General features: G+C 56.8%; 35 protein-coding genes. 2 read left to right on the top strand and 33 right to left on the bottom strand.

Translation table 11 applies throughout. From position 1 onward, the window contains the following. Nucleotides 1-38 precede the first annotated feature (38 nt). Together LAO21_10750 and LAO21_10755 are read left to right on the top strand one after the other, a co-directional pair. On the top strand, nt 39-1,928 hold the full coding sequence (locus LAO21_10750) for a hypothetical protein (GenBank protein ID MBZ5553188.1): 1,890 nt from the start codon (nt 39-41) through the stop codon (nt 1,926-1,928). 277 nt (nt 1,929-2,205) lie between these two features. Continuing rightward, nucleotides 2,206-2,805 carry a hypothetical protein gene (locus tag LAO21_10755; protein MBZ5553189.1) on the top strand — a complete coding sequence of 200 codons (600 nt, stop codon included), beginning with the start codon at nt 2,206-2,208 and terminating at the stop codon, nt 2,803-2,805. 113 nt (nt 2,806-2,918) lie between these two features. Here LAO21_10755 and rplQ read toward each other — a convergent pair whose 3' ends face one another. The 33 genes from rplQ to tuf all read right to left on the bottom strand — a co-directional run. Further along, on the bottom strand, nt 2,919-3,380 hold the full coding sequence (rplQ, locus tag LAO21_10760; protein MBZ5553190.1) for a 50S ribosomal protein L17: 462 nt from the start codon (nt 3,378-3,380) through the stop codon (nt 2,919-2,921). Between the two features lie 92 nt (nt 3,381-3,472). After that, nucleotides 3,473-4,459 carry a DNA-directed RNA polymerase subunit alpha gene (locus LAO21_10765; GenBank protein ID MBZ5553191.1) on the bottom strand — a complete coding sequence of 329 codons (987 nt, stop codon included), beginning with the start codon at nt 4,457-4,459 and terminating at the stop codon, nt 3,473-3,475. A 121-nt stretch (nt 4,460-4,580) separates the two neighbouring features. Continuing rightward, nucleotides 4,581-5,213, bottom strand: a complete 633-nt coding sequence (gene rpsD / locus LAO21_10770; GenBank protein ID MBZ5553192.1) for a 30S ribosomal protein S4 — start codon at nt 5,211-5,213, stop codon at nt 4,581-4,583. A 111-nt stretch (nt 5,214-5,324) separates the two neighbouring features. Continuing rightward, on the bottom strand, nt 5,325-5,750 hold the full coding sequence (rpsK, locus tag LAO21_10775; protein ID MBZ5553193.1) for a 30S ribosomal protein S11: 426 nt from the start codon (nt 5,748-5,750) through the stop codon (nt 5,325-5,327). Between the two features lie 114 nt (nt 5,751-5,864). Beyond that, the gene (rpsM, locus tag LAO21_10780) at nt 5,865-6,251 is read right to left on the bottom strand and encodes a 30S ribosomal protein S13 (GenBank protein ID MBZ5553194.1); all 387 of its coding nucleotides are present in this window, start codon (nt 6,249-6,251) and stop codon (nt 5,865-5,867) included. A gap of 178 nt (nt 6,252-6,429) precedes the next feature. After that, nucleotides 6,430-6,543 carry a 50S ribosomal protein L36 gene (rpmJ, locus tag LAO21_10785; GenBank protein MBZ5553195.1) on the bottom strand — a complete coding sequence of 38 codons (114 nt, stop codon included), beginning with the start codon at nt 6,541-6,543 and terminating at the stop codon, nt 6,430-6,432. Nucleotides 6,544-6,627: 84 nt separating this feature from the next. After that, entirely contained in the window at nt 6,628-6,846 is a 219-nt protein-coding gene (gene infA, locus LAO21_10790; GenBank protein ID MBZ5553196.1) for a translation initiation factor IF-1, read from the bottom strand. A gap of 89 nt (nt 6,847-6,935) precedes the next feature. Further along, complete coding sequence (gene map / locus LAO21_10795) at nt 6,936-7,682, bottom strand: type I methionyl aminopeptidase (protein ID MBZ5553197.1); 747 nt, start codon at nt 7,680-7,682, stop codon at nt 6,936-6,938. After that, a complete protein-coding gene (locus LAO21_10800) occupies nt 7,679-8,344 on the bottom strand; it encodes an adenylate kinase (GenBank protein MBZ5553198.1) in 666 nt (221 codons plus the stop codon). Before LAO21_10800 ends, map begins: the two co-directional genes overlap by 4 nt. A 70-nt stretch (nt 8,345-8,414) precedes the next feature. Continuing rightward, nucleotides 8,415-9,800, bottom strand: coding sequence for a preprotein translocase subunit SecY (secY, locus tag LAO21_10805; GenBank protein ID MBZ5553199.1), 1,386 nt, complete (start codon nt 9,798-9,800; stop codon nt 8,415-8,417). 39 nt (nt 9,801-9,839) lie between these two features. After that, nucleotides 9,840-10,316, bottom strand: coding sequence for a 50S ribosomal protein L15 (gene rplO, locus LAO21_10810; protein ID MBZ5553200.1), 477 nt, complete (start codon nt 10,314-10,316; stop codon nt 9,840-9,842). Nucleotides 10,317-10,387: 71 nt separating this feature from the next. Next, nucleotides 10,388-10,582: a 50S ribosomal protein L30 gene (rpmD, locus tag LAO21_10815; GenBank protein ID MBZ5553201.1), complete on the bottom strand. Its 195-nt coding sequence runs from the start codon at nt 10,580-10,582 to the stop codon at nt 10,388-10,390. A 330-nt stretch (nt 10,583-10,912) separates the two neighbouring features. After that, nucleotides 10,913-11,416, bottom strand: coding sequence for a 30S ribosomal protein S5 (rpsE, locus tag LAO21_10820; GenBank protein MBZ5553202.1), 504 nt, complete (start codon nt 11,414-11,416; stop codon nt 10,913-10,915). A gap of 59 nt (nt 11,417-11,475) precedes the next feature. Next, nucleotides 11,476-11,844 carry a 50S ribosomal protein L18 gene (rplR, locus tag LAO21_10825; protein MBZ5553203.1) on the bottom strand — a complete coding sequence of 123 codons (369 nt, stop codon included), beginning with the start codon at nt 11,842-11,844 and terminating at the stop codon, nt 11,476-11,478. 4 nt (nt 11,845-11,848) lie between these two features. Next, on the bottom strand, nt 11,849-12,388 hold the full coding sequence (gene rplF / locus LAO21_10830; GenBank protein ID MBZ5553204.1) for a 50S ribosomal protein L6: 540 nt from the start codon (nt 12,386-12,388) through the stop codon (nt 11,849-11,851). Between the two features lie 94 nt (nt 12,389-12,482). After that, nucleotides 12,483-12,881 carry a 30S ribosomal protein S8 gene (gene rpsH, locus LAO21_10835; GenBank protein MBZ5553205.1) on the bottom strand — a complete coding sequence of 133 codons (399 nt, stop codon included), beginning with the start codon at nt 12,879-12,881 and terminating at the stop codon, nt 12,483-12,485. Further along, nucleotides 12,875-13,063: a hypothetical protein gene (locus LAO21_10840; protein MBZ5553206.1), complete on the bottom strand. Its 189-nt coding sequence runs from the start codon at nt 13,061-13,063 to the stop codon at nt 12,875-12,877. Before LAO21_10840 ends, rpsH begins: the two co-directional genes overlap by 7 nt. Continuing rightward, nucleotides 12,994-13,182, bottom strand: a complete 189-nt coding sequence (locus tag LAO21_10845) for a type Z 30S ribosomal protein S14 (protein ID MBZ5553207.1) — start codon at nt 13,180-13,182, stop codon at nt 12,994-12,996. The genes LAO21_10840 and LAO21_10845 overlap by 70 nt, the downstream gene beginning before the upstream one ends. A 17-nt stretch (nt 13,183-13,199) precedes the next feature. Then, nucleotides 13,200-13,739 (bottom strand): 50S ribosomal protein L5, encoded by a 540-nt coding sequence (gene rplE / locus LAO21_10850; protein ID MBZ5553208.1) that lies wholly within the window; start codon nt 13,737-13,739, stop codon nt 13,200-13,202. 85 nt (nt 13,740-13,824) lie between these two features. After that, a complete protein-coding gene (gene rplX, locus LAO21_10855) occupies nt 13,825-14,151 on the bottom strand; it encodes a 50S ribosomal protein L24 (GenBank protein ID MBZ5553209.1) in 327 nt (108 codons plus the stop codon). A gap of 27 nt (nt 14,152-14,178) precedes the next feature. Continuing rightward, nucleotides 14,179-14,547, bottom strand: coding sequence for a 50S ribosomal protein L14 (gene rplN, locus LAO21_10860; GenBank protein ID MBZ5553210.1), 369 nt, complete (start codon nt 14,545-14,547; stop codon nt 14,179-14,181). Between the two features lie 63 nt (nt 14,548-14,610). Further along, a complete protein-coding gene (gene rpsQ / locus LAO21_10865) occupies nt 14,611-14,919 on the bottom strand; it encodes a 30S ribosomal protein S17 (protein ID MBZ5553211.1) in 309 nt (102 codons plus the stop codon). Nucleotides 14,920-14,930: 11 nt separating this feature from the next. After that, nucleotides 14,931-15,140 (bottom strand): 50S ribosomal protein L29, encoded by a 210-nt coding sequence (rpmC, locus tag LAO21_10870; GenBank protein ID MBZ5553212.1) that lies wholly within the window; start codon nt 15,138-15,140, stop codon nt 14,931-14,933. An 8-nt stretch (nt 15,141-15,148) separates the two neighbouring features. After that, entirely contained in the window at nt 15,149-15,571 is a 423-nt protein-coding gene (gene rplP / locus LAO21_10875) for a 50S ribosomal protein L16 (protein MBZ5553213.1), read from the bottom strand. Between the two features lie 58 nt (nt 15,572-15,629). Then, entirely contained in the window at nt 15,630-16,340 is a 711-nt protein-coding gene (gene rpsC, locus LAO21_10880; GenBank protein ID MBZ5553214.1) for a 30S ribosomal protein S3, read from the bottom strand. A gap of 71 nt (nt 16,341-16,411) precedes the next feature. Next, nucleotides 16,412-16,765: a 50S ribosomal protein L22 gene (gene rplV, locus LAO21_10885; protein MBZ5553215.1), complete on the bottom strand. Its 354-nt coding sequence runs from the start codon at nt 16,763-16,765 to the stop codon at nt 16,412-16,414. 69 nt (nt 16,766-16,834) lie between these two features. Next, a complete protein-coding gene (rpsS, locus tag LAO21_10890) occupies nt 16,835-17,200 on the bottom strand; it encodes a 30S ribosomal protein S19 (protein MBZ5553216.1) in 366 nt (121 codons plus the stop codon). Between the two features lie 88 nt (nt 17,201-17,288). After that, nucleotides 17,289-18,110, bottom strand: coding sequence for a 50S ribosomal protein L2 (gene rplB, locus LAO21_10895; protein MBZ5553217.1), 822 nt, complete (start codon nt 18,108-18,110; stop codon nt 17,289-17,291). Between the two features lie 107 nt (nt 18,111-18,217). Beyond that, nucleotides 18,218-18,511 (bottom strand): 50S ribosomal protein L23, encoded by a 294-nt coding sequence (locus LAO21_10900; GenBank protein MBZ5553218.1) that lies wholly within the window; start codon nt 18,509-18,511, stop codon nt 18,218-18,220. After that, nucleotides 18,508-19,152, bottom strand: coding sequence for a 50S ribosomal protein L4 (gene rplD, locus LAO21_10905; protein MBZ5553219.1), 645 nt, complete (start codon nt 19,150-19,152; stop codon nt 18,508-18,510). Before rplD ends, LAO21_10900 begins: the two co-directional genes overlap by 4 nt. A gap of 29 nt (nt 19,153-19,181) precedes the next feature. After that, nucleotides 19,182-19,820, bottom strand: coding sequence for a 50S ribosomal protein L3 (gene rplC / locus LAO21_10910; GenBank protein ID MBZ5553220.1), 639 nt, complete (start codon nt 19,818-19,820; stop codon nt 19,182-19,184). Between the two features lie 102 nt (nt 19,821-19,922). Beyond that, nucleotides 19,923-20,252, bottom strand: a complete 330-nt coding sequence (gene rpsJ / locus LAO21_10915; protein ID MBZ5553221.1) for a 30S ribosomal protein S10 — start codon at nt 20,250-20,252, stop codon at nt 19,923-19,925. A 142-nt stretch (nt 20,253-20,394) separates the two neighbouring features. Then, nucleotides 20,395-20,558: elongation factor Tu (gene tuf / locus LAO21_10920; protein MBZ5553222.1), on the bottom strand; the 164-nt coding region annotated here is incomplete at its 5' end.

Below are 20,558 nucleotides of genomic sequence, written 5' to 3' on the forward strand. Positions count from 1 at the left end.
TCGATGGTTGCCCTTAAGTCAAATAACAGGAGGGAAAAATGAGAAATAGTAGTTTGAAACTTAGCATTGGCTTGTCGCTGGCACTCGTCATGATGACATTGCAATGCCATCCGGTAATTGCAGCTTCCCCATGCAAGTTTACAGGCTCCTCCAGCACCTTCGGAGCGAAGGGAGATTCAGCGGCACTGATTGCGAACGGCTTTGTCGATGTCAGCACGCCTTCTGTCTATACGACGGCTTACACGGTTGACGTCGGCGTGTGGGTGGACGATGCTCTGGTGAATGTGGCCGCAGACATTCCGTCTTTAGTCCTTTCCTATTTTGAACATGCCAATTGCATTTATGCTGAAGGAGTCAACAAGAATACCAATCTCGGCATTCACGAAATGTCGCTTCGAATCTTCGGGAACCGGATCCACTATTACAAACAAACCACGCCAAAGATACCCGGCACCAATGGAATCTGGATTCAACAGGCCCATAACGATTGGGCCAAGGCAATCAACGCGCTGGGATCGGCGGTGCCTAAAGTAAACTTGCTTTTCTCGGCCAACGATTATGTGGACATCGGTAACCCCCCGACCAAGAGCGACGGATCAATCAATTGGGTCGGTATTGGTGGTGCATCGAACGGGGTTGGGCAAGGACATGCCTTGGCTAGGGTTGATCCGTTGGCCTATAGGAACGGCGGCAAACCCTATAATGAAGACTGGTGGGGGGTGATTGCCGCCCACGAGCTCGGACATGCGCTCGGTTTTGGCGGGCATCTGGATCTTTATTTCGACAACATGTGTTGCATCACGCCGTATACCAGCGAACCTGGAAATACGGAATCGTATAAGTTTTCCTTGTCGCAGGGTCCCTGGAATTCGATTGTTGCGAACAGCGCGAGCAATACAGACACTTACGCAGACCCGTATTCGACGACCCCGAATCCGGTCACGCATGAGATATGGAATGTTCCCCAGGTTCACGGGTTTCTCATAGCGAACAACTTCGCCTATGCCATCATTTGGCGTTATACCGGGACGCCTTGCGGCGCCGTCTACTGCGACGGCTGGCAACCGCTGGACTACAATCATAAGACCGTTGCCATCACTGCCGCAGAGGGCCAGTTGTACCAGCTTCATAATGACGGCATGATCTGGCGCTATACCGGCCAGCCCTGCAGCGGCATCTACTGCGACGGCTGGCAACTGCTTGACAAGAATGCGAAGACGATTGCGATTGTCGCCGCCGGGGGCCAGCTGTACCAGCTTCACAACGACGGCAAGATTTGGCGTTACACCGGGACGCCGTGCAGCGGCATCTATTGCGACGGCTGGCAGCAGCTCGACCACAATCCCAAGGCCAAAGCCATCGTCGCCGCCGGAAACCAGCTTTACCAGCTTCATGGCGACGGCAAGATCTGGCGCTACACCGGAACGCCCTGCAGCGGCACTTCCTGCCCCGGTTGGCAGAAGCTCGACCACAATCCCAAGACCCAAGCCATCGTCGCCGCCGGAAGCCAGCTTTACCAGCTTCATAAGGATGGCAAGATCTGGCGCTTCACCGGTACACCCTGCAATGCCACCTCCTGCCCCGGCTGGCAGAAGCTCGACCAGAATGCCAATACCCAGTCTATCGACGCGGCCGGAAGCGAACTCTACCAACTCCATAAGGATGGCAAGATCTGGCGTTATACCGGTACGCCTTGCAATGCCACCTCCTGCCCTGGTTGGCAGAAGCTCGACCAGAATGCCAATACGGTGGCGATTAGCGCTGGAGAAAGTAATTTATACCAACTCCACAACGATGGCACAATCTGGCGATATACCGGCACAGCATGCAGCGGCATTTCCTGTCCCGGCTGGCAGAAGCTCGACAATAATCCGAAAACCAAGGCAATCAAAGCGGCGAAAGACCTTTACCAACTCCATGCGCAGTAAGGCATACCATGGACGGCGCCGGGCAGACCGGGTAACGGCTTCATTGTTGCCCGACATTTCCAAAGAACCTGACGGCCTGACACGATGCTCCACCCGGCCTGCGCCCGGGGGCTTCTTTATTCTTTCTTATTAAAATGCTGATTGCAGGGAGGCAACTCTAAGATTATGCAACGATCGCATTATGCTCGGCCGCCGGTCAACCAGTGCGATCGGCAAGCTCTCAGGAAGAATTCTCGACCGTCCCGAATTTGCAGGAACTCTCGCGTGAGACACGATCATGGATAAGAATGAGATCTCCAACATTGTAGAGCGGGAATTCCGGAACAAGACCCCGGATGCGGCGATCGGGGCAATTTATCAGGAGATCGGTTCACGGGTGATCAGCGAATTGGTGCCCTCCGGAAAAACGGTCCAGCATGAAATCCTCTCCGAGATGATCGAGGGCGAGTATTGGGCCGACTTTTTCCTGAGTCGGGTGGGGGAAAGCCCGCAATTCATTCAGAGAGACGAGTTCAGTTATCTTTTGGGTCTGTACGAGCGCCTGAGAAAAGCGATCCGTTTTCTTGAGCAGACCCGCCGGCAAATGGAGGAGAGAGCCGGTGACGTGTCGATCTCGGAAGAGGAATTGGCCTCGCTCCGGACTTTCGTCTCTCAACAGGAGGAGAAGATTACCCGCGAGCTGTTTGAGTCCAACCGCGTTGCCGTCGATGCCAAGCAGTTTCAGGTCCTGCGGGAGGCCTTCCTGGGGGTGTGCAATCTGATCCTGGGCAACGAGCTTTTTTCCGAACTGGTCAATCAGGTGAACACTACCAAGGAAATCATCGCGGGATACAAAGGCCTCCTCGGTTCGAGTGGCGGGGTGAAACACATGGCCTAACGACGATTCGACTCACGAAGCCCTGCCCACTTCAGAAGTTGACCCCAAAAAATAAAAACCCCGAACCGTTGAAATGGATCGGGGTCAAATCAAGAACAGGTCAAAGGAGTGATTTATTTCTTTTCATCGGGGGAGGCTGCTTCGGGCTCCTCGGTCTTCTTCTTTTTCTTGGACTTCTCCGAATCGGCCTTGGCGCGTTCGGCCTTCTTTACGGAGAGTTCGCTGCCGAGCAACTCCAGGATGGCCGTATCCGCGCCATCGCCCTGACGCCACCCGGTCCGGATAATGCGGGTATAGCCGCCATTGCGGTCGCCGTAACGCGGGGCGATTGTCGCAAACAATTTACTGACAGCAGACGGCTGTAACAAGTAGGCCGCCGCCTGACGGCGCGCATGAAGGGTATCTCGCTTCCCCAGCGTAATCATCCGTTCCACCCACGGGCGAACCGCCTTGGCCTTCTGAATGGTGGTTTCGACCCGTTCATTCAAGAGCACTGAGGTGGTCAGATTGCGCATCAGCGCGCGGCGATGCGAAGTGTTCCGTCCAAGTTTCCATCCTGCATTTCGATGTCGCATGAGTCCTCTTTGCGATGCGAACCCAACCCGCTCCGTCTCCGTAGGTCGAGGTCCGTGTTGACGGTCCCGGCGAAAAACTGCCGGCCCTGATTCTACGTGTCCGCCTGTATGGGGTTGCCGCCTTCGTCAAATTTCATGCCCAGGCTCAACCCCATGGTCGCCAGAATTTCCTTGATCTCGTTCAGCGACTTGCGGCCAAAATTCTTGGTCTTCAGCATTTCGGATTCGGTCTTTTGAACCAGGTCGCGAATGGTCTTGATATTGGCATTCTTCAGACAATTATTCGACCGAACCGACAATTCCAGTTCCTCGACCGACCGGTCCAGATACTCATTGCCCTTGGTTTCCTTCTTGGGCTGCTCTTCCTCAAACGCCTCTTCGACCTCCTCAAAGTTGATGAAGATGGCCATATGGTCTTTTAACAACTTGGCAGCCAGCCCGATGGCGTCCTGAGGCTTCACACAACCGTTGGTCCAGATTTCCAGCGTCAATTTGTCATAGTCCGTCATTTGGCCGAGTCGAGCCGGATCGACCGTGTAATTCACTTTCTTCACGGGGGAATGGACTGAATCGATCGGGATGTAACCCACCGGGAGATCTTCGTCGAAGTTCTTTTCCGCCGACACATACCCGCGGCCCACCTTCAGGCGCATCTCCATGTTGAGTTTGCCGCCCTCGCTGATGGTCGCAATGTACACATCTTTGTCGAGGATCTCCACATCGCCATCGGCCTGAATATCGGCCGCCGTCACAATGCCCGGGCGGTTCACATCGATATAGATGGTCTTCGACTGATCGGCGTGGAGTTTGAAGGGGATCTGTTTCAAATTCAGAATAATATCCGTGGCGTCCTCCACCACTCCGGGAATGGAGGAAAACTCGTGAAGCACTCCTTCAATCTTGACGGCCGTGACCGCTGCCCCTTCGATCGATGAAAGCAGAACGCGCCGCAGCGCGTTTCCCACCGTTGTCCCAAAGCCGCGCTCAAAGGGTTGGGCGTAAAACTGTCCGTAGAGGTCGCTCAGGGTGTCGATGTTGGTTGCCAGCCGTTTGGGTTTCTGAAAGCCTTTCCAAAGCATTGCGTTTATTCTCCTGGATGGCGGTCCCGCCACGGCGGGACCGTCTTGAGTATCCTTCTCCCATCAGCCACGAGTGGTTGCGCTGCTCCGCCGGATGCGTGCAACGGCCGCTCTTGCCGGGTTACTTGGAGTACAACTCGACGATCAGCTTTTCCTGGATGTTGGGGTCAAGCTCGTCGCGTCGGGGGAGTGCCAGTACCTTTCCCGTGAGTCCTTCCCGGTTGAGTTCCAGCCACTGCGGGACTCCACCCCGCCCGCTCACACTCTCGACCGAGTATTGGATCAGCGGATTCTTTCGGGATTTTTCATGGATCGAAATCTCATCCCCCGGACGGGTCGCGTATGATGGGATATTCACTTTCTTCTTGTTCACCATCACATGACCGTGCCGCACGATCTGGCGGGCCTGGTTGCGGGAAGTGGCAAACCCCAGGCGATAAACGATGTTATCGAGCCTTCGCTCCAACCCAATCAACAGATTGTCGCCGGTAATCCCTTTGTTGCGCTCAGCGCGCACAAAGTAGTTGTGAAACTGATTTTCCAGCAAGCCGTAGATGCGCTTTACCTTCTGCTTCTCGCGCAACTGCAGCCCGTACCCCAGGGTCTTGCTGCCGCGTCGTTGACCGTGTTGACCTGGCGCAAACTTGCGTCGCTCGACGGCACACTTGTCGGTAAAGCAGCGTTCTCCCTTGAGAAAAAGCTTCACGCCTTCGCGGCGGCATAATCGGCAAACAGAACCTCGATATCGAGCCAATTTCATTCTCCTTCGATTAGGGCAAACAGCCTCTCGCCGAAACCTGCGAGCACGGGACCTGAACCGCGGATCTCGCGCACGCCCGGTTGGGCGAGCTGCCCTCTGCCGGTGTTAGACCCTTCGCCGCTTCGGGGGGCGGCATCCGTTGTGCGGAATAGGCGTGACATCCCGAATATTTCTAATTTCGAGACCTGCTGTCTGAAGGGCGCGGATGGCCGATTCGCGCCCGGCACCCGGTCCCTTGATCCGGACTTCCACTTGTTTCATGCCCTGTTCGCGGGCGGCATTGGCGGCCTTCAGGGACGCCTGTTGGGCTGCAAACGGTGTCCCCTTCCGCGAGCCCTTGAATCCCATCGAGCCCGAACTGGACCAGCTCACCAGATTTCCCTGCACGTCAGTGATTCCAATCAGGGTGTTGTTGAACGTGGCCTGGATGTGAGCGACCCCCATCGGAACGTTTTTCTTCTCTTTCTTGCGAAAGCTTTTCCGTTTTCCTGCCGGTTTTTTTTCTTTTTCTTTTTCTTTTTCTTCAGCCATGAGATTCCTTTGTTCTGTGTTGTGGCTCAGGTTCTACCTGATTCTTGAGCGCGAAACTTTCTCCCAGACCACGACGCTTGTCCCGGGCATCCGTGGCCACACTAGCGGACGCCTTTAGGTCTTGGCCGTCGCCTTCCTCTTGATCGCCACGGTCATCCGTCGTGGACCCTTGCGAGTGCGCGCGTTGGTGTGGGTCCGCTGGCCGCGCACGGGAAGGTTGCGCCGGTGACGCGCGCCCCGGTAAGCGCCGATTTCGATGAGGCGCTTGATGTTCATCTGGATATCCTTGCGCAGGTCGCCTTCGACCATCCCTTCCTCATCGATGACGGTCCGGATCTTTGCCGCCTGATCTTCAGTTAACTGATCGACCTTCGTGGCCGGATCCACGTTCGCCTTGCCCAAAATCCTGAGCGAGCGGGCCCGTCCAATCCCGTAAATGTAAGTCAAACCAATTTCAATTCTCTTCTGGCGCGGTAAATCAACGCCTGCTATACGTGCCATAATTCAATTCTCCTTGCCGGGTTGAAACTCAAATCCGAGGCTGACCACGAGATCGGAAATTGATCTCCCCGGTTCCATTTCATAAGGGCTTGTTCACCAGGGACCCGCCTTCCGAGCATCCCTGCATTGAGCGGCGGAATCACTCGAGGAATTCCCTTTCATGGTCTGCGGGGTGGAGTCATCCCTGCCGCTGTTTGTGTTTCGAGTTCGGACAAATCACTCGCACGACCCCGCGACGGCGAATGACCTTGCACTTATCACAGATCTTCTTTACCGATGCCCGTACTTTCATGAAAATCCCGCTTCCCGGCTCCGGTCGTCGCCGAACGACCCTTGCCGCGGTCCTGTGCGGCCTTCCAACAACCCGCCCCGGCCGCTATTTGTATCGATAAACGATTCGACCTCGCGTCAAATCGTACGGCGATAGTTCCACTGACACCTTATCGCCGGGCAGGATGCGTATAAAATTTTTCCTCATCCGACCCGAAATGTGTGCCAGCACCTGGTGCTTGTTTTCAAGTTCGACCCTGAACATGGCGTTCGGAAGCGTTTCCAGCACCGTCGCCATGACCTCGATCGCATCTTCCTTTGGCATAGCTCCTCGAACCTGGATTTTGCGTATTGCGGAGACACTCACCAACCTCACCTGGAGTCAGTCCCCGTCTTCCTCCCGGGAATTGCAATTTAAGGTCTCGATAAGACCCACGGCCCGTTATTAGTCACCGCCACGGTATGTTCGAAATGGGCCGAATTCTTCCCATCGGCTGTTACGGCAGTCCACTGATCATCCAAAATCTTCACCTGGTACGTGCCCTCATTCACCATGGGCTCTATCGCAAGAACCATGCCCTCTTTCAACAGCGGGCCTCGTCCGGGAATCCCGTAATTTGGAACGGGCGGATCCTCGTGCATGGCGGTCCCAATCCCGTGGCCGACAAAATCCCGGACCACCGAAAACCCGTGCGACTCCGCATGCTTCTGGACCACGGCTCCGATATCCGAGATCCGGTTTCCCACATGGACCTGCTCTATGGCCAATTCCAGGGACTCCCGAGTAATTTGGAGCAGCTTGCTCACAGGCTCGCTGATTTCGCCCACAGGAACCGTTAAAGCTGAATCGCCATAGTAGCCGTCAATAATCACTCCAAAATCCAAGCCGACGATATCGCCTACTTTCAGCTCTCGCGACGACGGAATGCCGTGTACAATTTCTTCGTTGACCGACGTACACAGAACCTTGGGATAACCCCGATAACCCTTGAACGCAGGTTTGGCGCTTCCCTCGCGAGTTCGTCTCTCCGCCAACACATCCAACTCGGCCGTCGTGATTCCCGGTTTTACCGCTTCCCGCAGTTCCTGAAGGATGTCGTGGACCAGCAGGCACGCCCGCCGCATCTTTTCAATTTCGGATTTCGACTTGCAAACAATCATGACCCGGCGTGTTGTTCCTTTCGGCCCTCGAAAATCTCCAATACCCGTTGCGTAACCGCTTCAGGCGGGGCATCGCCGTCAAGCCCTTCCAGCTGCCCCAGCTCCCTGTAAAAATGAATCAGAGGTTGCGTCTGCGTCACGTACTGTTTGAGGCGCTCGCGCACAACCGACTCATCATCATCGGGGCGGGAGAACAACTCTCCCCCACAGGTGTCGCACAGCGGATCTCGTTTGGAGGGCGAACAATAGATATTATAAATCCGGCCACATTGTCTGCACGTCCGCCGCCCCGAGATTCGCCGGATGACCCCTTCCGGCAAAACCTCCAGATTCACCACGATGGGCATCGGCCGCCGCTGCCTCTCCAGGAGACGGTTCAGAGACTTTGCCTGCTCCACGGTCCTGGGATAACCGTCCAATATAAAACCATGGGCGCAGTCGGCTTGCAATGTCCGCTCCTCCACCAGACCATTTATGATGTCATCGCTCACATAGGCGCCCGACTTCATGATGGGCTCCGCCGCCAGTCCGAGGGGCGTCCGGCGTTTGACGGCCTCCCGGAGCATGTCCCCTGTTGAAATCTGAGGGATTCCGTAACGCTGCATGATGGCCTTCGCTTGGGTCCCCTTGCCCGCTCCCGGGGGCCCCAACAGGATGATAATTTTGGCCTGCTTCCCATTTGTATCCAAAGCCCTCGACTCCTGCCCCGCGGCGATGTAACCTTCGATCAACCTAACGCCTTCCCCGCATTCGGACCCCTGTCCCCTTCAAGAAGCCGTCATAGTGCCGCATAATCAACTGGGACTCGATCTGCTGCACCGTGTCCATCGCCACCCCGACCACAATGAGCAACGAAGTGCCCCCGAAATAGAAATTGACATTCAGTCCTCTTAAGATCAATTCCGGAGTGTGCGCGTCAAACCAGGCTCCTACCAAGGGGAGGTGATTAAGCCGAATCCCTGCGATCATGAATTCCGGAATCACCGCCACCAGGGCCAGGTAAATGGCGCCCACGAAGGTGATCCGGGTCAGGATGGTATCAATGTAGTCCGCGGTGTTTTTCCCCGGGCGTATTCCGGGAACAAACCCGCCATACTTTCTCATGTTGTCGGCCACTTCCGTCGGATTGAAGATGATCGACACATAGAAGTAAGTAAAGAAGATGATGGCTACCACGTAGAGCAAGGTGTAGAGCGGCTCGCCCCACTTGAGCGCATCCGTCATTCCCCGCAAGAATTTGTTATCCCGGGAGAACAATCCAAACGTCGTCGGAAAGCTCAAAATCGAGGACGCAAAGATGACCGGGATCACGCCACCGGAATTAACGCGCAGTGGAAGGTGAGTGGATTGGCCTCCCATCATCCGGCGTCCAATGACCCGCTTGGCATACTGGACGGGAATGCGACGCTGTCCCCGTTCCACAAACACGATCGCGGCCACCACCGCCAACATGACTGCCAGCAAGACGATCACAAACGGTACCGGCCAGCCCTGCTGCATCTTCGTCCAGATCTCCTGGACCGCGCGGGGGAGCCCGGCGACGATCCCTGCAAAAATAATCAGCGACATCCCGTTCCCGATCCCGCGATCGGAGATCTGTTCGCCCAGCCACATGATGAAGATCGAACCGGCGGTCAGCGTCAGTGCCGTCATGAGGATGAAGCTTGGACCCGGGCTCAAGACAAACCCCACGCCGGCACCCGTCGTTTGTTTCTGCAGGGTCAGGGCGATTCCGATCGACTGGAACAAGGACAGGAACACCGTCAGGTAACGCGTATACTGAGTGATTTTCCGGCGGCCCAGTTCGCCTTCCTTGGAGAGCTTCTCCAGATAGGGCCAGACCACCGTCAAGAGCTGCAAAATGATCGATGCCGTAATGTAAGGCTGCACGCCGAGCGCAAAGACCGTCAAACGACGGAAGCTGCCTCCAGAGAACAGGTCCAGAAACCCGAAAATGGTGCCCTGATTGGACTGGAAGAACTGTTCGAGCAGATCCCCATTAATGCCCGGTGTCGGGATGTGTGCTCCCAAACGATAGATCGCCAGCAACCCCAGGGTAAACAGTACCCGGTTGCGCAAATCAGGAATCTTGAAAATATTCCTCAGCGACTCAATCACGCTTTCCTCTCCTTGCTCAAGCCAACACTTCGATTCTTGCTATGCGTTTCGTTGGGGCCGCTTTACCGGGGGGGCAGCCAGCACTTCCGCCGCTCCACCTGCCCCCACGATCTTGGCCCTGGCGGTCTCGCTGAACATGTGTGCCACCACGGTCAATTTGCGTTTCAACTCCCCGTCTCCCAGAATTTTCACGCCGTCCTTGAGCGCCTTCAGGACCCCGGATTCCACCAATCGCTCCGGCGTGATGCGTTCCCCATCGTTGAATCGGTTCAAGGATTCAACGTTCACGACGGCAATCTCTTTGCGGAAGATGTTGGTGAATCCGCGCTTCGGCAAGCGGCGGTGCAGTGGCATCTGGCCGCCCTCAAATCCGCGCTTGGAGCGATAACCGGATCGCGACTTCTGCCCTTTTTCGCCCCGTCCGGCAGTTCTTCCCAACCCGCTCCCCATGCCCCGGCCGCGCCGCTTATCGTGATGGGTCGCACCCTTTGGAGGTCTCAGCGAACTAAGATCCATGATTATTCTCCTTTGGAGCTGAAATGCACGGTCAGTACAAATATTTCCGGGCTGGAACCCGGCCTTCTCCCTCAGTCAACGATCTCCACCAGGTGAGGAATTCTTCCGACCATCCCACGAATCATGGGCGTGTCGGGTCGCGTAATGATTTCGCGCAGATGATGAAATCCAAGTCCTCGAACAATCCGTTTGTGTTTTTTCGGGGAGCCGATCGCGCTCCGCACCCAGCGAAGACGAAGCGGGCGAGCGGGAACGGATTTTTCCACCGAGGTCTTTTGGGGGCGCGGCGACTCTTCAACGACGGGTTTGAGGTCGGGCGCCGGACTCGCCGGCAGCGGGGCCACCTCAACTGTCGCCGCCTTCGCCGCGGGTTCAGGGGAAGGAGCCACCGGCGCCTTCTTTTCAGGCTTTGCGACCTCCGGCTTTACCTTCTTCGCCGCGGCCTTCTTCGGGGCCTTCTCTCCCGTCTTCTCAGCGGGATGCTTAATGGCCTTCTTCGGAGCTTCCTTTTCTGTTGTCTTCTTTTCCATGCGGCTCATCCCAGCAGCGGGATCCCCTTATTGAAATCAATCTCAAATCCAAAACCCGTGAAGGTCCTAAAGATCTTCCACTGCCTTCCCACGCCACTCGGCCACCAGCGCAGCATCCTTCAGTCGTGTCAGCCCATCAATGGTCGCTTTCACCACATTATGCGGGTTTGTCGTCCCGAGGGACTTGGTCAGGATATTTTGAATGCCCGCCTTTTGAATCACGGCGCGCACGGCGCCCCCGGCGATCACTCCAGTTCCTTCCGGGGCCGGCTTCAAAAGAACGCGTCCTGCTCCAAAGTGTCCCACGATTTGATGCGGAATGGTGGTCCCCTTCAGCCGCACCTTTACGATGCGCTTTTTAGCCGCCTCAATTCCCTTCTTGATGGCCGCCGGGACTTCCTTTGCCTTTCCCGAACCATACCCGACGTGGCCAGCCTCATCCCCCACCACCACGAGGGCTGAAAAGCTCAGGTTCTTCCCGCCCTTGACGACCTTCGTCACGCGGTTAATCGACACCACTTCATCCTTCAACGACAGCGTGTTCGGATCAATACGTTCTTTAACCAAAATTTCCTCCTTGCCAACGACCGCCGCCCGGGTCTGTTCCCGGCGAAGGGTTGAAACCCCGGTCAAAACTTCAATCCGGCCGTGCGTGCAGCTTCCGCCAGGGTTTTCACCCGGCCGTGGTAGATCAACCCGCCCCGGTCAAAGACGACCAACTGCACGCCCTTTTCGAGGGCTCGTTTCGCCACCAGTTCGCCCACCAGCTTCGCCGCCGCCACATTCCCACCGTTTTTCAATTTTCCGTTGAGTTCCTTGTCCTTGCTCGAGGCGGCCGCCAGGGTGCGTCCGGTCTCGTCGTCGATCACTTGCGCATAGATGTGATTCAGCGACCGGAAGACCGCAAGCCGTGGGCGCTGCGGCGTGCCTTGCAGCCTTTCGCGGATCCGTGCATGAATGCGCTTGCGGATATCGATTCGAATTAATTGGCGATTCATGGGATTACTTGACTCCTGTCTTTCCAACTTTCTTCTTCAGCCGCTCCCCGACATAGCGGATCCCCTTGTTTTTGTAAGGGTCCGGGGGTCGGAGGGCGCGGATATCGGCGGCCACCTGGCCCACCTGCTGCTTGTCGCAGCCGGAGACGGTCAAGCGCGTCTGTTTCTCCACCGCGACCGCGATTCCCTGGGGAATCGGGAAATCGATGGGATGGGAATATCCCAGGTTGAACAGGACTGATTTGGGCTTCAAATCGGCCTTGTAACCGATGCCCACGATTTCCAACTCCTTCCGGAAGCCCTGGGTCACTCCGTCTACCGCATTCGCCACCAGTTTTCGCATCAGACCATGAAGGGCTGCCTGGGTTTTGGAGTCATCGGCACGCTTCGCCGTCAGCACTCCATCCTCCTGAACAAAAGTGATACCCCCCGGGAGGGGCGTCGTGAGTTTCCCTTTGGGACCCTGCACTTCCACGGCGCGCTCCTTGATCTGCACCTTGACCTCTTTCGGAATCGGAATCGGTTTTCGTCCAATGCGCGACATTGATTACTCCATCCAATAAAAAGCTTGATCTAACAGGCCCAGGAGCCGCTTCCTCACAGATCAGGTGAGTGGCCGTTTGCACCCGGACCAGACCCTACCAGACATTGCACAGGATCTCCCCGCCCACTCCTTCGCGGCGGGCGGTCTTTCCTGTCATAACACCCCGGGAGGTCGTCAAAATGTTGATCCCCAACCCTCCCAGGACCTTGGGGATCTTGCTTCGCTCAACGAAAACACGGCAACCGGGTTTGCTCACCCGTTCCAGGTGCGAAATCACACCTTCCTTTGTGGGCGCATAGCGGAGGTACACCCGGAGGATGGGCCGGCCCCCCTCTTCGATCACCTTGTAATTGCTCACAAATCCTTCCTCGCGAAGGATGCGTGCGATCTCCGCCTTCAGCCGGGAGGCGGGAATGTCCACCTTCGAATGCTTGGCACGAATTCCGTTGCGAATTCGCGTCAACATGTCAGCCACTGGATCACTTATTACCATAGTGTTTCGTACTCCGTATTGAAATCCTGCTTTGAATCCCCGGGGCGGCCGAGAACCCCTGTCGGTACGACCAGGATCTGCGCTTCTGCCCCGATACCGGCGCGTGTTTTCCTTACCAGCTCGATTTCATCACGCCGGGAATGTCGCCCTGCAGCGCCAATTGTCGAAAACAGATGCGGCACAATTCGAATTGCCGCAGATACCCTCGAGGCCGCCCACAGCGTCGGCAGCGGTTGCGATGACGCACCTTAAACTTGGGCTTTCTCTGAAAGGTCTTAACCATGTGTGAAGTTCGGGCCATAGATCGTCTCCAGAATTCTATCGGAACGGCATTCCCATCAGTTTCAGCAGGGAGCGCGCTTCGTTATCCGTCTTGGCGCTGGTGACCAGCGTGACGTTCATCCCCCGGATCTTGTCCACCTTGGCATAGTCGATCTCCGGAAACACCAGTTGGTCCCGGAGCCCCAGGGTGTAATTGCCGCGCCCATCGAAGGACTTGGTGGAGAGTCCCTTGAAGTCGCGGACCCGGGGCAGGGCAATATTGCAAAGTCGGTCAAAAAATTCGAACATCGTGTCACCGCGCAGGGTCACTGAGACGCCGATGGGCATTCCGGCACGCAGCTTAAAAGAGGCGATCGACTTCTTGGCGCGGGTGATGACGGGCTTCTGACCCGTAATCGCCGATACTTCGGCCGAGGCGACATCCAGGATCTTGGCGTTGGCAATCGCTTCGCCGACACCCATATTGACCACGATCTTCTTCAGTTGCGGGACCGCCATGATGTTCTTGTAATGAAACTCCTTCATCAGGGCCGGCGCCACTTGTTTCTTGTAGGTTTCTTTCAATCGAGCAGCCATCAGTATTCTCTCTCCCTGTGCCGTTCATCCACGGTCTGTTACGTGGCGGCAACCTTTGTCAAACCGGCGGCCTACTCCCGGCGCGTCAGCGGTCAATGGTTGACTCGCATTCCCTGCAGACCCGGACCCTTTGTCCATCGGTCAGGAGGGAATGCCCCACGCGGGTCGGCTCGTGACAACTCGGGCAGATGAGCATCACGTTGGAAATGTGGATCGGCATCTCCCGTTCCACAATCCCTCCCTTGATGTTCTTTCCGGGATTCGGTCGCGTGTGGCGCTTGATGAACATCACGTTCTCCACCACGACGCGTCCCTTCTTGGCGTCAACCTTGAGCACCTTTCCCGTCTTGCCCTTATCCCGTCCCGCCACGACCTTCACTTGGTCATTGCGACGAATCTTGAGTGCCGACATTACGTTTTATCCTTTTCAAGGCTTCATTCAAATCACTTCAGGTGCGAGCGAAATGATCTTCATAAACTTCTTCTCGCGCAACTCGCGGGCCACCGGACCGAACACGCGGGTCCCCACCGGCTCGTTGGCCTCGTTAATGAGGACGGCGGCGTTGTCGTCAAACCGGATATAGGTCCCGTCCTTGCGCCGCTGCTCTTTGCGCATGCGGACAATGACTGCTTTGACGACCTTCCCCTTCTTGACCTGGCCATCGGGACTGGCTTCCTTCACCGCCGCCGTGATCACGTCGCCCAGGCCGGCCTTCAGCCCCACATGTCCGCCAATCGGCAGGATGCACGAAATCTTGCGCGCCCCCGAATTGTCGGCCACTTCGAGCATGGTCCGCATTTGTATCATGACGATTACTCCAAGCGCCCGTGCCGCCCTTCACACCCCGGGGCGACCGGACGGGAATAGGATCTACTGCGCCGCCCGAGCAATGATTCTCTTCAGCCGCCACCGTTTGAGCCTGCTCATCGGTCGCGTTTCTTCGATTTCCACCTTGTCCCCGACTCGCGCCTCATTTTTCTCGTCGTGAACCAGAAACTTCGTGGATCGTCCCACGATCCGTTTATACAAGGGGTGTTGCACCGTTCGATCCACCCTCACCGTGATCGTTTTCTGCATCTTGGCCCCGCTGACCGTTCCCACTCGCCGCTGCCGGCGCCGGATGCGCACCCCGGCCTCCGGTTTGTCCGGTTTGGAGTCCTGGGGCGGCGTGATCTCCATGTTCTCACTGCTCATTTCGCCTCGCTTGCCAGTTGAATTTGCCGTTGCCGGCGCACGGTTTTGATGCGGGCAATGTCTTTCCGCAACTCCCGGATCTTCTTCAGACTCTCCGTCTGTCCCATGGAAAGCTGAAAGCGGAGCCGGAAGAGCTGATCGGAAAGATCCTTGTCCTGGTTCATCAGCTCTTCGTCCGACATCTCACGAATCTTTTCTGGTTTCATAGCCGTCGTCACTTTCCCGCTGCGTGGTAACGCGAAACAAACTTGGTCTTCAGACCCAATTTGTGGGCGGCCAGCGTCATGGCCTCGACCGCCGCGGCTTCAGGAATCCCTTCCATTTCGTAAAGGATTTTTCCCGGGCGAACCACCGCCACCCATCCCTCAGGGGCGCCCTTGCCCTTGCCCATACGGGTTTCCGCGGGCTTCTTGGTGATCGGTTTGTCGGGAAACACACGGATCCACACCTTGCCGCCGCGTTTGACGAAGCGTGTAATGGCGACACGAGCGGCTTCAATCTGCCGATCCGTGATCCAGCCGGGCTCCATGACTTTCAGCCCATACTGGCCGAAACTCAGCTCCGATCCTCGCCACGCCTTGCCGCGCCTTCTCCCGCGCTGCTGCTTTCGGTACTTCACTTTTTTTGGCATCAACATAATTCAATTCCTACCTTAAGTTGCCCCGGGCCGTGCGCCAAGGTTCACTTCATTCCCGCTAGACGGTTTCCGACCCCGGCGCAGCGGGGCTGGCCGGAGGCGTCGGAGCCGGTTTCGGGGCTGCCTGGGGTTGAGGCTTTTTCGCTTCGAAAATCTCGCCCTTGTACACCCACACTTTCACGCCAATCTGCCCATAAGTGGTCCGGGCCTCTGCAAACCCATAATCGATATCGGCGCGCAGCGTATGCAAGGGCAGCTGGCCCTGGAGGTACCATTCCGAGCGGGCAATTTCAGCACCGTTCAATCGCCCCGAGCACCGCACCTTGATCCCTTTCGCCCCAAAGCGAAGCGCCGAATCCACGGCCTTTCGCATGGCGCGCCGGAATGCCACGCGCTTTTCCAATTGCATGGCAATGGCCTCGGAGACGAGCTGCGCATCCAGCTCAGGTTTGTTCACTTCCTGAATCCCGAGATACACGTCCCGTTTGGTTTTCTTGGTCACTTCCTGCTTCAAGCGATCAATGTCGGCGCCCTTGCGCCCAATGATGATTCCGGGGCGGGACGCGTGGATGGTTATCCGCAGCTTGTTCGCCGCCCGTTCCACCTCGATATTAGCAACTCCGGCATGACCGAGACGCTCCTTCAACATGCGCTTGAGCTTCAAGTCCTCATGAAGCAGGGCACCAAAATCGCGCTTGGAATACCATCGGGAGCGCCAGGGTTTGTTGTAGCCCAGCCGGAATCCATACGGGTGTGTTTTTTGACCCACTTCATTCCTCCATGACTTTCAGGTCGCGCCGCCAAGTCTCTAAAGGGCTCAGCCGGACGTAACCCTCTTTGTTATTCCTCGGCGGCCTTACCTTTTGTGGCCAGTTCAATGGTAATGTGTGCCATCCGTCTCTGGTACCGATATGCCCGCCCCATGGGAGCAGGCCGTATGCGCTTCAGTCTCGGGCCCTCGTTGACATAGGTCCGGCTGACGTACAATCGGTCGACATCGATGTTCTCTTCTTTCTGCTGTGCATTTGCGATCGCCGAATGCAGTAGTTTCTCGACGTGCTTCGCACCCCGCTTCTTTGTGAACCGGAGGACATCGATCGCCTTCCCCACTTGCTTGCCACGAATCAGATCCGCCACCAGTCGCACCTTCTGCGGGGAAATCCTTAAATATCGAGCCGTTGCCTTTGATTCCATATGAGTTTTCCGTATCCAAATTCGATTCGATGTTCAGAGTCCGCGAACCCGGCCCCGCGGTCTTCGATCCTAAGTCTTCGGGGCAGCGGGAGCAGCCGGTGTGGCGGGAGCGGCGCCGCCGCCACCCGCGGGAATTCCAGCCGGTCCTGCGGGCGCCACCGCTCGTTCTGCCAGAATCTTCGAGCTGTGTCCCTTGAAGATCCGGGTGGGGGAGAACTCGCCCAGACGATGTCCCACCATGTTCTCCGTAATATACACGGGGATGAACTTCTTGCCGTTGTGAACCGCGATGGTATGGCCAACCATTTCAGGGACAATTTGTGAACGCCTGGACCAGGTCTTGATGACTTTCTTGTCAAGCCCCTGGTTCATGGATTCGATCTTCTTCATCAGATGATGATCCACAAACGGTCCCTTTTTCAGTGAACGACCCATGATCAACCTCGATTTTCTAATCTACTATATTGAGCGCTCCATGTTACGCCGGTCGCCGGTCGTACGGGCGGGTCCCTCGTCGTGAATTTCACTTCCTCCGCTTGACGATCCAACGATCCGTACGCTTGCTGTTGCGGGTCTTATACCCCCGGGTGGGCTGACCCCACGGGGTGACCGGATGCCGGCCGCCGGAGGTCTTGCCCTCTCCCCCGCCGTGCGGATGATCAACCGGATTCATCGCCACACCCCGATTGGTGGGACGCCGGCCGAGCCATCGGCTGCGTCCCGCCTTGCCGATAGACACATTTTCGTGGTCGAGATTCCCCACCTGCCCGATGGTGGCATAACAATTTACATCTACCATCCGGATCTCCCCCGAGGACAGCCGCACTTGGGCATACTTCTCATCGCGTGCCACCACCTGAGCCGAGCCGCCGGCGCTCCGCACCATCTGGCCGCCTTTGCCGGGCCGCAATTCAATGTTGTGGATGTTGGTTCCCACGGGGACATTCTTCAAAGGAAGCGCGTTTCCCACCAGGATATCGGCCTCCGGACCGGACACGACCGACTGTCCAACCGTCAGGCCGAGGGGATGGAGAATATATCGCTTCTCTCCGTCGGCATACTGCAGGAGGGCAATCCGCGCGGATCGATTGGGATCGTATTCGATGCTGGCGACCTTGGCCGGAATTCCGGTTTTATCCCGCTTGAAATCGACAATCCGATACTGGCGCTTGTGCCCGCCGCCGCGGCGCCAAATGGTCAAGTGGCCATAATTATCACGGCCGCTGATCCGCTTCTTGGATTCAGTGAGACTCTTGAGCGGGCGATCCGTCGTCAACTCGCTCGTGTCCACGACGGTATGAAACCGCCGCGTCGAAGTATATGGTTTGAAAGTTTTAAGTCCCATAGCTGTCTCTGACCCTTCCCGTCCCTTGATCCGGTCCCCGGACACTCAGCTTGAAACCGATCTGAGTGCTTGCTGCATCCCCAATCCGAATTCCGCAATCCGGAATCCTAAACGTTTTCTCCGTATTCCGGCATCTTCTCGCCTGCGACCAACTTCACGTAGGCCTTTTTCCAATCCGGTTTGTGTCCGGCAAAACGGCCGCGACGGCGCTCTTTACCTTCGAAATTTGAGGTGCGCACCGATTCCACCTTCACTTTGAAAATCTGTTCGACGGCGGACTTGATCTCAACCTTGTTGGCATGCGGATCCACCTCAAAGCAGAGGGTGTGCTCCTTCTCTTTCTTATCAAGGCCCTTCTCCGTAATGATGGGGCGTCGGATGATCTGATAACGGTTTTTCATGCCGCTTTGGCTCCTCCCCCCGACAGGACCTTCTGAAGATCGGTGATCGCCTGCTTGGAGAAAAACACGTGATCGTATTTGAGCACGTCGTAGGTATGCACCTGGCCACTGGCGCAAAACTTCACATCCGGCAGATTCCGCGAGGCCCGGATCAAACTGGTATTCCCCGGGGAATCCACAATCAGCAAATCCTTTGCCAGCTTGAAATTGTCCAACAAGGACGCGAGGCTCTTGGTCTTGTGTGATTCCAGCTTGAATTCGTCGATGACCGTCAACTTGTGGTCATTAAATTTCGCGCGCAACGCCGACTTCAGCGCCCCCCGGATCTTCTGTTTGGGGAGGGTGAAGGAATAGTCGCGGGGTTGAGGTCCGTGGGCTGTGCCGCCGTGCCGCCACAGAGGATTTCGGGAGCTGCCTACGCGGGCACGGCCGGTCCCTTTCTGCCGCCACGGTTTCTTTCCGCCGCCTCTCACGGCTCCCCGGTTCTTGGTCGCATGGGTCCCCGCCCGCTTGGATGCAAGGTAGTGTTTCACCACCTCCCACAGCAAGCCCTCGTTCACATCACCGAGAAACAGCTCATCGGAGAGCGGCAGATTGCCGACCACTTCGTTCTGTAAATTTTTCACTTCGATTATGGGCATACCGACCTCGAAAATTCACCAAACTCGAGCTACTGTCGCTGGCTCTTGCGGACCATGACCACGGCCCCTTCATGTCCGGGAACCGCCCCCTTCACCAGAAGGAGATGGTTCTCCACATCCACCTGGACCACCTGAAGATTCTTTACGGTGACCCGTTCGACTCCCATATGACCCGCCCCTTTCATGCCCTTAAGGACACGGGATGGAAACGCCGAGGCGCCGATCGAGCCGGGCGCTCGATGGAACATGGACCCGTGAGTCGCCGCCCCTCCGCGAAAATGGTGCCGCTTCACAAACCCTGCAAAGCCTCGGCCCTTGCTCGTTCCCACGACATCCACCTTGTCCGCGGGTTTGAACTGATCTACCAGGACCTTGTCACCCACCTTCACCTCGTCACTTTGTCCCTCGAGACGCACCTCGCGCAATAACCGGACCGGCGCGACATCGCCGTGTTTCTTGAAATGGCCGGCCATCGGCTTGGTGACTTTTTTGGGATTCAGGAATTCAACGAGACCCAACTGGACGGCGTCATACCCTTCCTTTGCGGCCGTCTTCCGCTGCACGACGACACACGGACCGGCCTTCAAAACGGTCACCGGCACCACCACCCCGTCTGAGCGAAAGATCTGCGTCATTCCCACCTTTTTTGCAATTATGCCGTTTATCATTTCATAACCCCATGGCGAGCCCCGCGCTCGGGAGCACGCCTTTCATGTTCCCGGGACCTTCCCCGCCTGACCGTCTCATCGAGCGAGGGCAGAGCCCATGAATTACTTCAGATGTTCATGGCCAAAAGCTTTGATCTCGACATCCACCCCGGCCGGCAAGTCGAGTCGCATCAGGGCATCCACAGTGGCCTGGGTGGGATCAAGAATATCCAGCAAGCGCTTGTGGGTCCTGGTCTCAAACTGTTCGCGCGACTTCTTGTCGACGTGTGGTGATCGCAAAACGCAAACTTTCTGGATGCGCGTCGGCAGCGGGATCGGCCCGGCCACGCGTGCTCCCGTTCTTTTTGCGGTTTCCACGATCTCGGCGGTCGAACGATCCAACGATCGATGATCGTAAGCCTTCAGTCGAATTCGGATTTTTTCGTTAGCCAGCATCAGGTTCCTTTATTGAGCGTTCCCTTGTGGGGCAGACGTCCCGTCTGCCGCTCTGATCACTAAAATTCTGTGTCTTCCTGATCCCTTGTTTGTGACGGCACGGGCCGACGGGATGTCCGCCCCACCGCCGCACTCGTTGCTATTGCAGGATCTCCGTCACCGAACCGGCGCCCACCGTGTGCCCGCCCTCGCGGATGGCAAACCGCAGCCCCTTCTCCATCGCAATCGGCGTGATCAGCACGATCTCCAGGCTCACGTTGTCGCCCGGCATCACCATCTCCGTCCCCGCCGGCAAACTCGCCA

It is taken from the genome of Terriglobia bacterium (genome assembly GCA_020073085.1).
GTDB lineage: Bacteria > Acidobacteriota > Terriglobia > JAIQFV01 > JAIQFV01 > JAIQFV01.

Coding starts and splice junctions, on each gene's coding strand:
- rplQ (MBZ5553190.1), bottom strand. CDS start 3,380: ATGCGACATCGAAATGCAGGATGGAAACTTGGACGGAACACTTCGCAT.
- rpsQ (MBZ5553211.1), bottom strand. CDS start 14,919: ATGGAGATCACGCCGCCCCAGGACTCCAAACCGGACAAACCGGAGGCC.
- rpmC (MBZ5553212.1), bottom strand. CDS start 15,140: ATGAAACCAGAAAAGATTCGTGAGATGTCGGACGAAGAGCTGATGAAC.
- map (MBZ5553197.1), bottom strand. CDS start 7,682: ATGATTGTTTGCAAGTCGAAATCCGAAATTGAAAAGATGCGGCGGGCG.
- LAO21_10765 (MBZ5553191.1), bottom strand. CDS start 4,459: ATGCTTTGGAAAGGCTTTCAGAAACCCAAACGGCTGGCAACCAACATC.
- rplN (MBZ5553210.1), bottom strand. CDS start 14,547: ATGATACAAATGCGGACCATGCTCGAAGTGGCCGACAATTCGGGGGCG.
- rplX (MBZ5553209.1), bottom strand. CDS start 14,151: ATGTCGGCACTCAAGATTCGTCGCAATGACCAAGTGAAGGTCGTGGCG.
- rplV (MBZ5553215.1), bottom strand. CDS start 16,765: ATGGAATCAAAGGCAACGGCTCGATATTTAAGGATTTCCCCGCAGAAG.
- rpsS (MBZ5553216.1), bottom strand. CDS start 17,200: ATGGGTCGTTCACTGAAAAAGGGACCGTTTGTGGATCATCATCTGATG.
- infA (MBZ5553196.1), bottom strand. CDS start 6,846: ATGCCAAAGGAAGATGCGATCGAGGTCATGGCGACGGTGCTGGAAACG.
- rplR (MBZ5553203.1), bottom strand. CDS start 11,844: ATGAATCGCCAATTAATTCGAATCGATATCCGCAAGCGCATTCATGCA.
- LAO21_10900 (MBZ5553218.1), bottom strand. CDS start 18,511: ATGAAAAACCGTTATCAGATCATCCGACGCCCCATCATTACGGAGAAG.
- rplF (MBZ5553204.1), bottom strand. CDS start 12,388: ATGTCGCGCATTGGACGAAAACCGATTCCGATTCCGAAAGAGGTCAAG.
- rplC (MBZ5553220.1), bottom strand. CDS start 19,820: ATGATAAACGGCATAATTGCAAAAAAGGTGGGAATGACGCAGATCTTT.
- rplD (MBZ5553219.1), bottom strand. CDS start 19,152: ATGCCCATAATCGAAGTGAAAAATTTACAGAACGAAGTGGTCGGCAAT.
- rpmJ (MBZ5553195.1), bottom strand. CDS start 6,543: ATGAAAGTACGGGCATCGGTAAAGAAGATCTGTGATAAGTGCAAGGTC.
- rpsM (MBZ5553194.1), bottom strand. CDS start 6,251: ATGGCACGTATAGCAGGCGTTGATTTACCGCGCCAGAAGAGAATTGAA.
- LAO21_10755 (MBZ5553189.1), top strand. CDS start 2,206: ATGGATAAGAATGAGATCTCCAACATTGTAGAGCGGGAATTCCGGAAC.
- LAO21_10750 (MBZ5553188.1), top strand. CDS start 39: ATGAGAAATAGTAGTTTGAAACTTAGCATTGGCTTGTCGCTGGCACTC.
- rplB (MBZ5553217.1), bottom strand. CDS start 18,110: ATGGGACTTAAAACTTTCAAACCATATACTTCGACGCGGCGGTTTCAT.
- rpsH (MBZ5553205.1), bottom strand. CDS start 12,881: ATGGTAATAAGTGATCCAGTGGCTGACATGTTGACGCGAATTCGCAAC.
- LAO21_10845 (MBZ5553207.1), bottom strand. CDS start 13,182: ATGGCCCGAACTTCACACATGGTTAAGACCTTTCAGAGAAAGCCCAAG.
- rplO (MBZ5553200.1), bottom strand. CDS start 10,316: ATGGATCTTAGTTCGCTGAGACCTCCAAAGGGTGCGACCCATCACGAT.
- rplE (MBZ5553208.1), bottom strand. CDS start 13,739: ATGGCTGCTCGATTGAAAGAAACCTACAAGAAACAAGTGGCGCCGGCC.
- rplP (MBZ5553213.1), bottom strand. CDS start 15,571: ATGTTGATGCCAAAAAAAGTGAAGTACCGAAAGCAGCAGCGCGGGAGA.
- rpsK (MBZ5553193.1), bottom strand. CDS start 5,750: ATGGCTGAAGAAAAAGAAAAAGAAAAAGAAAAAAAACCGGCAGGAAAA.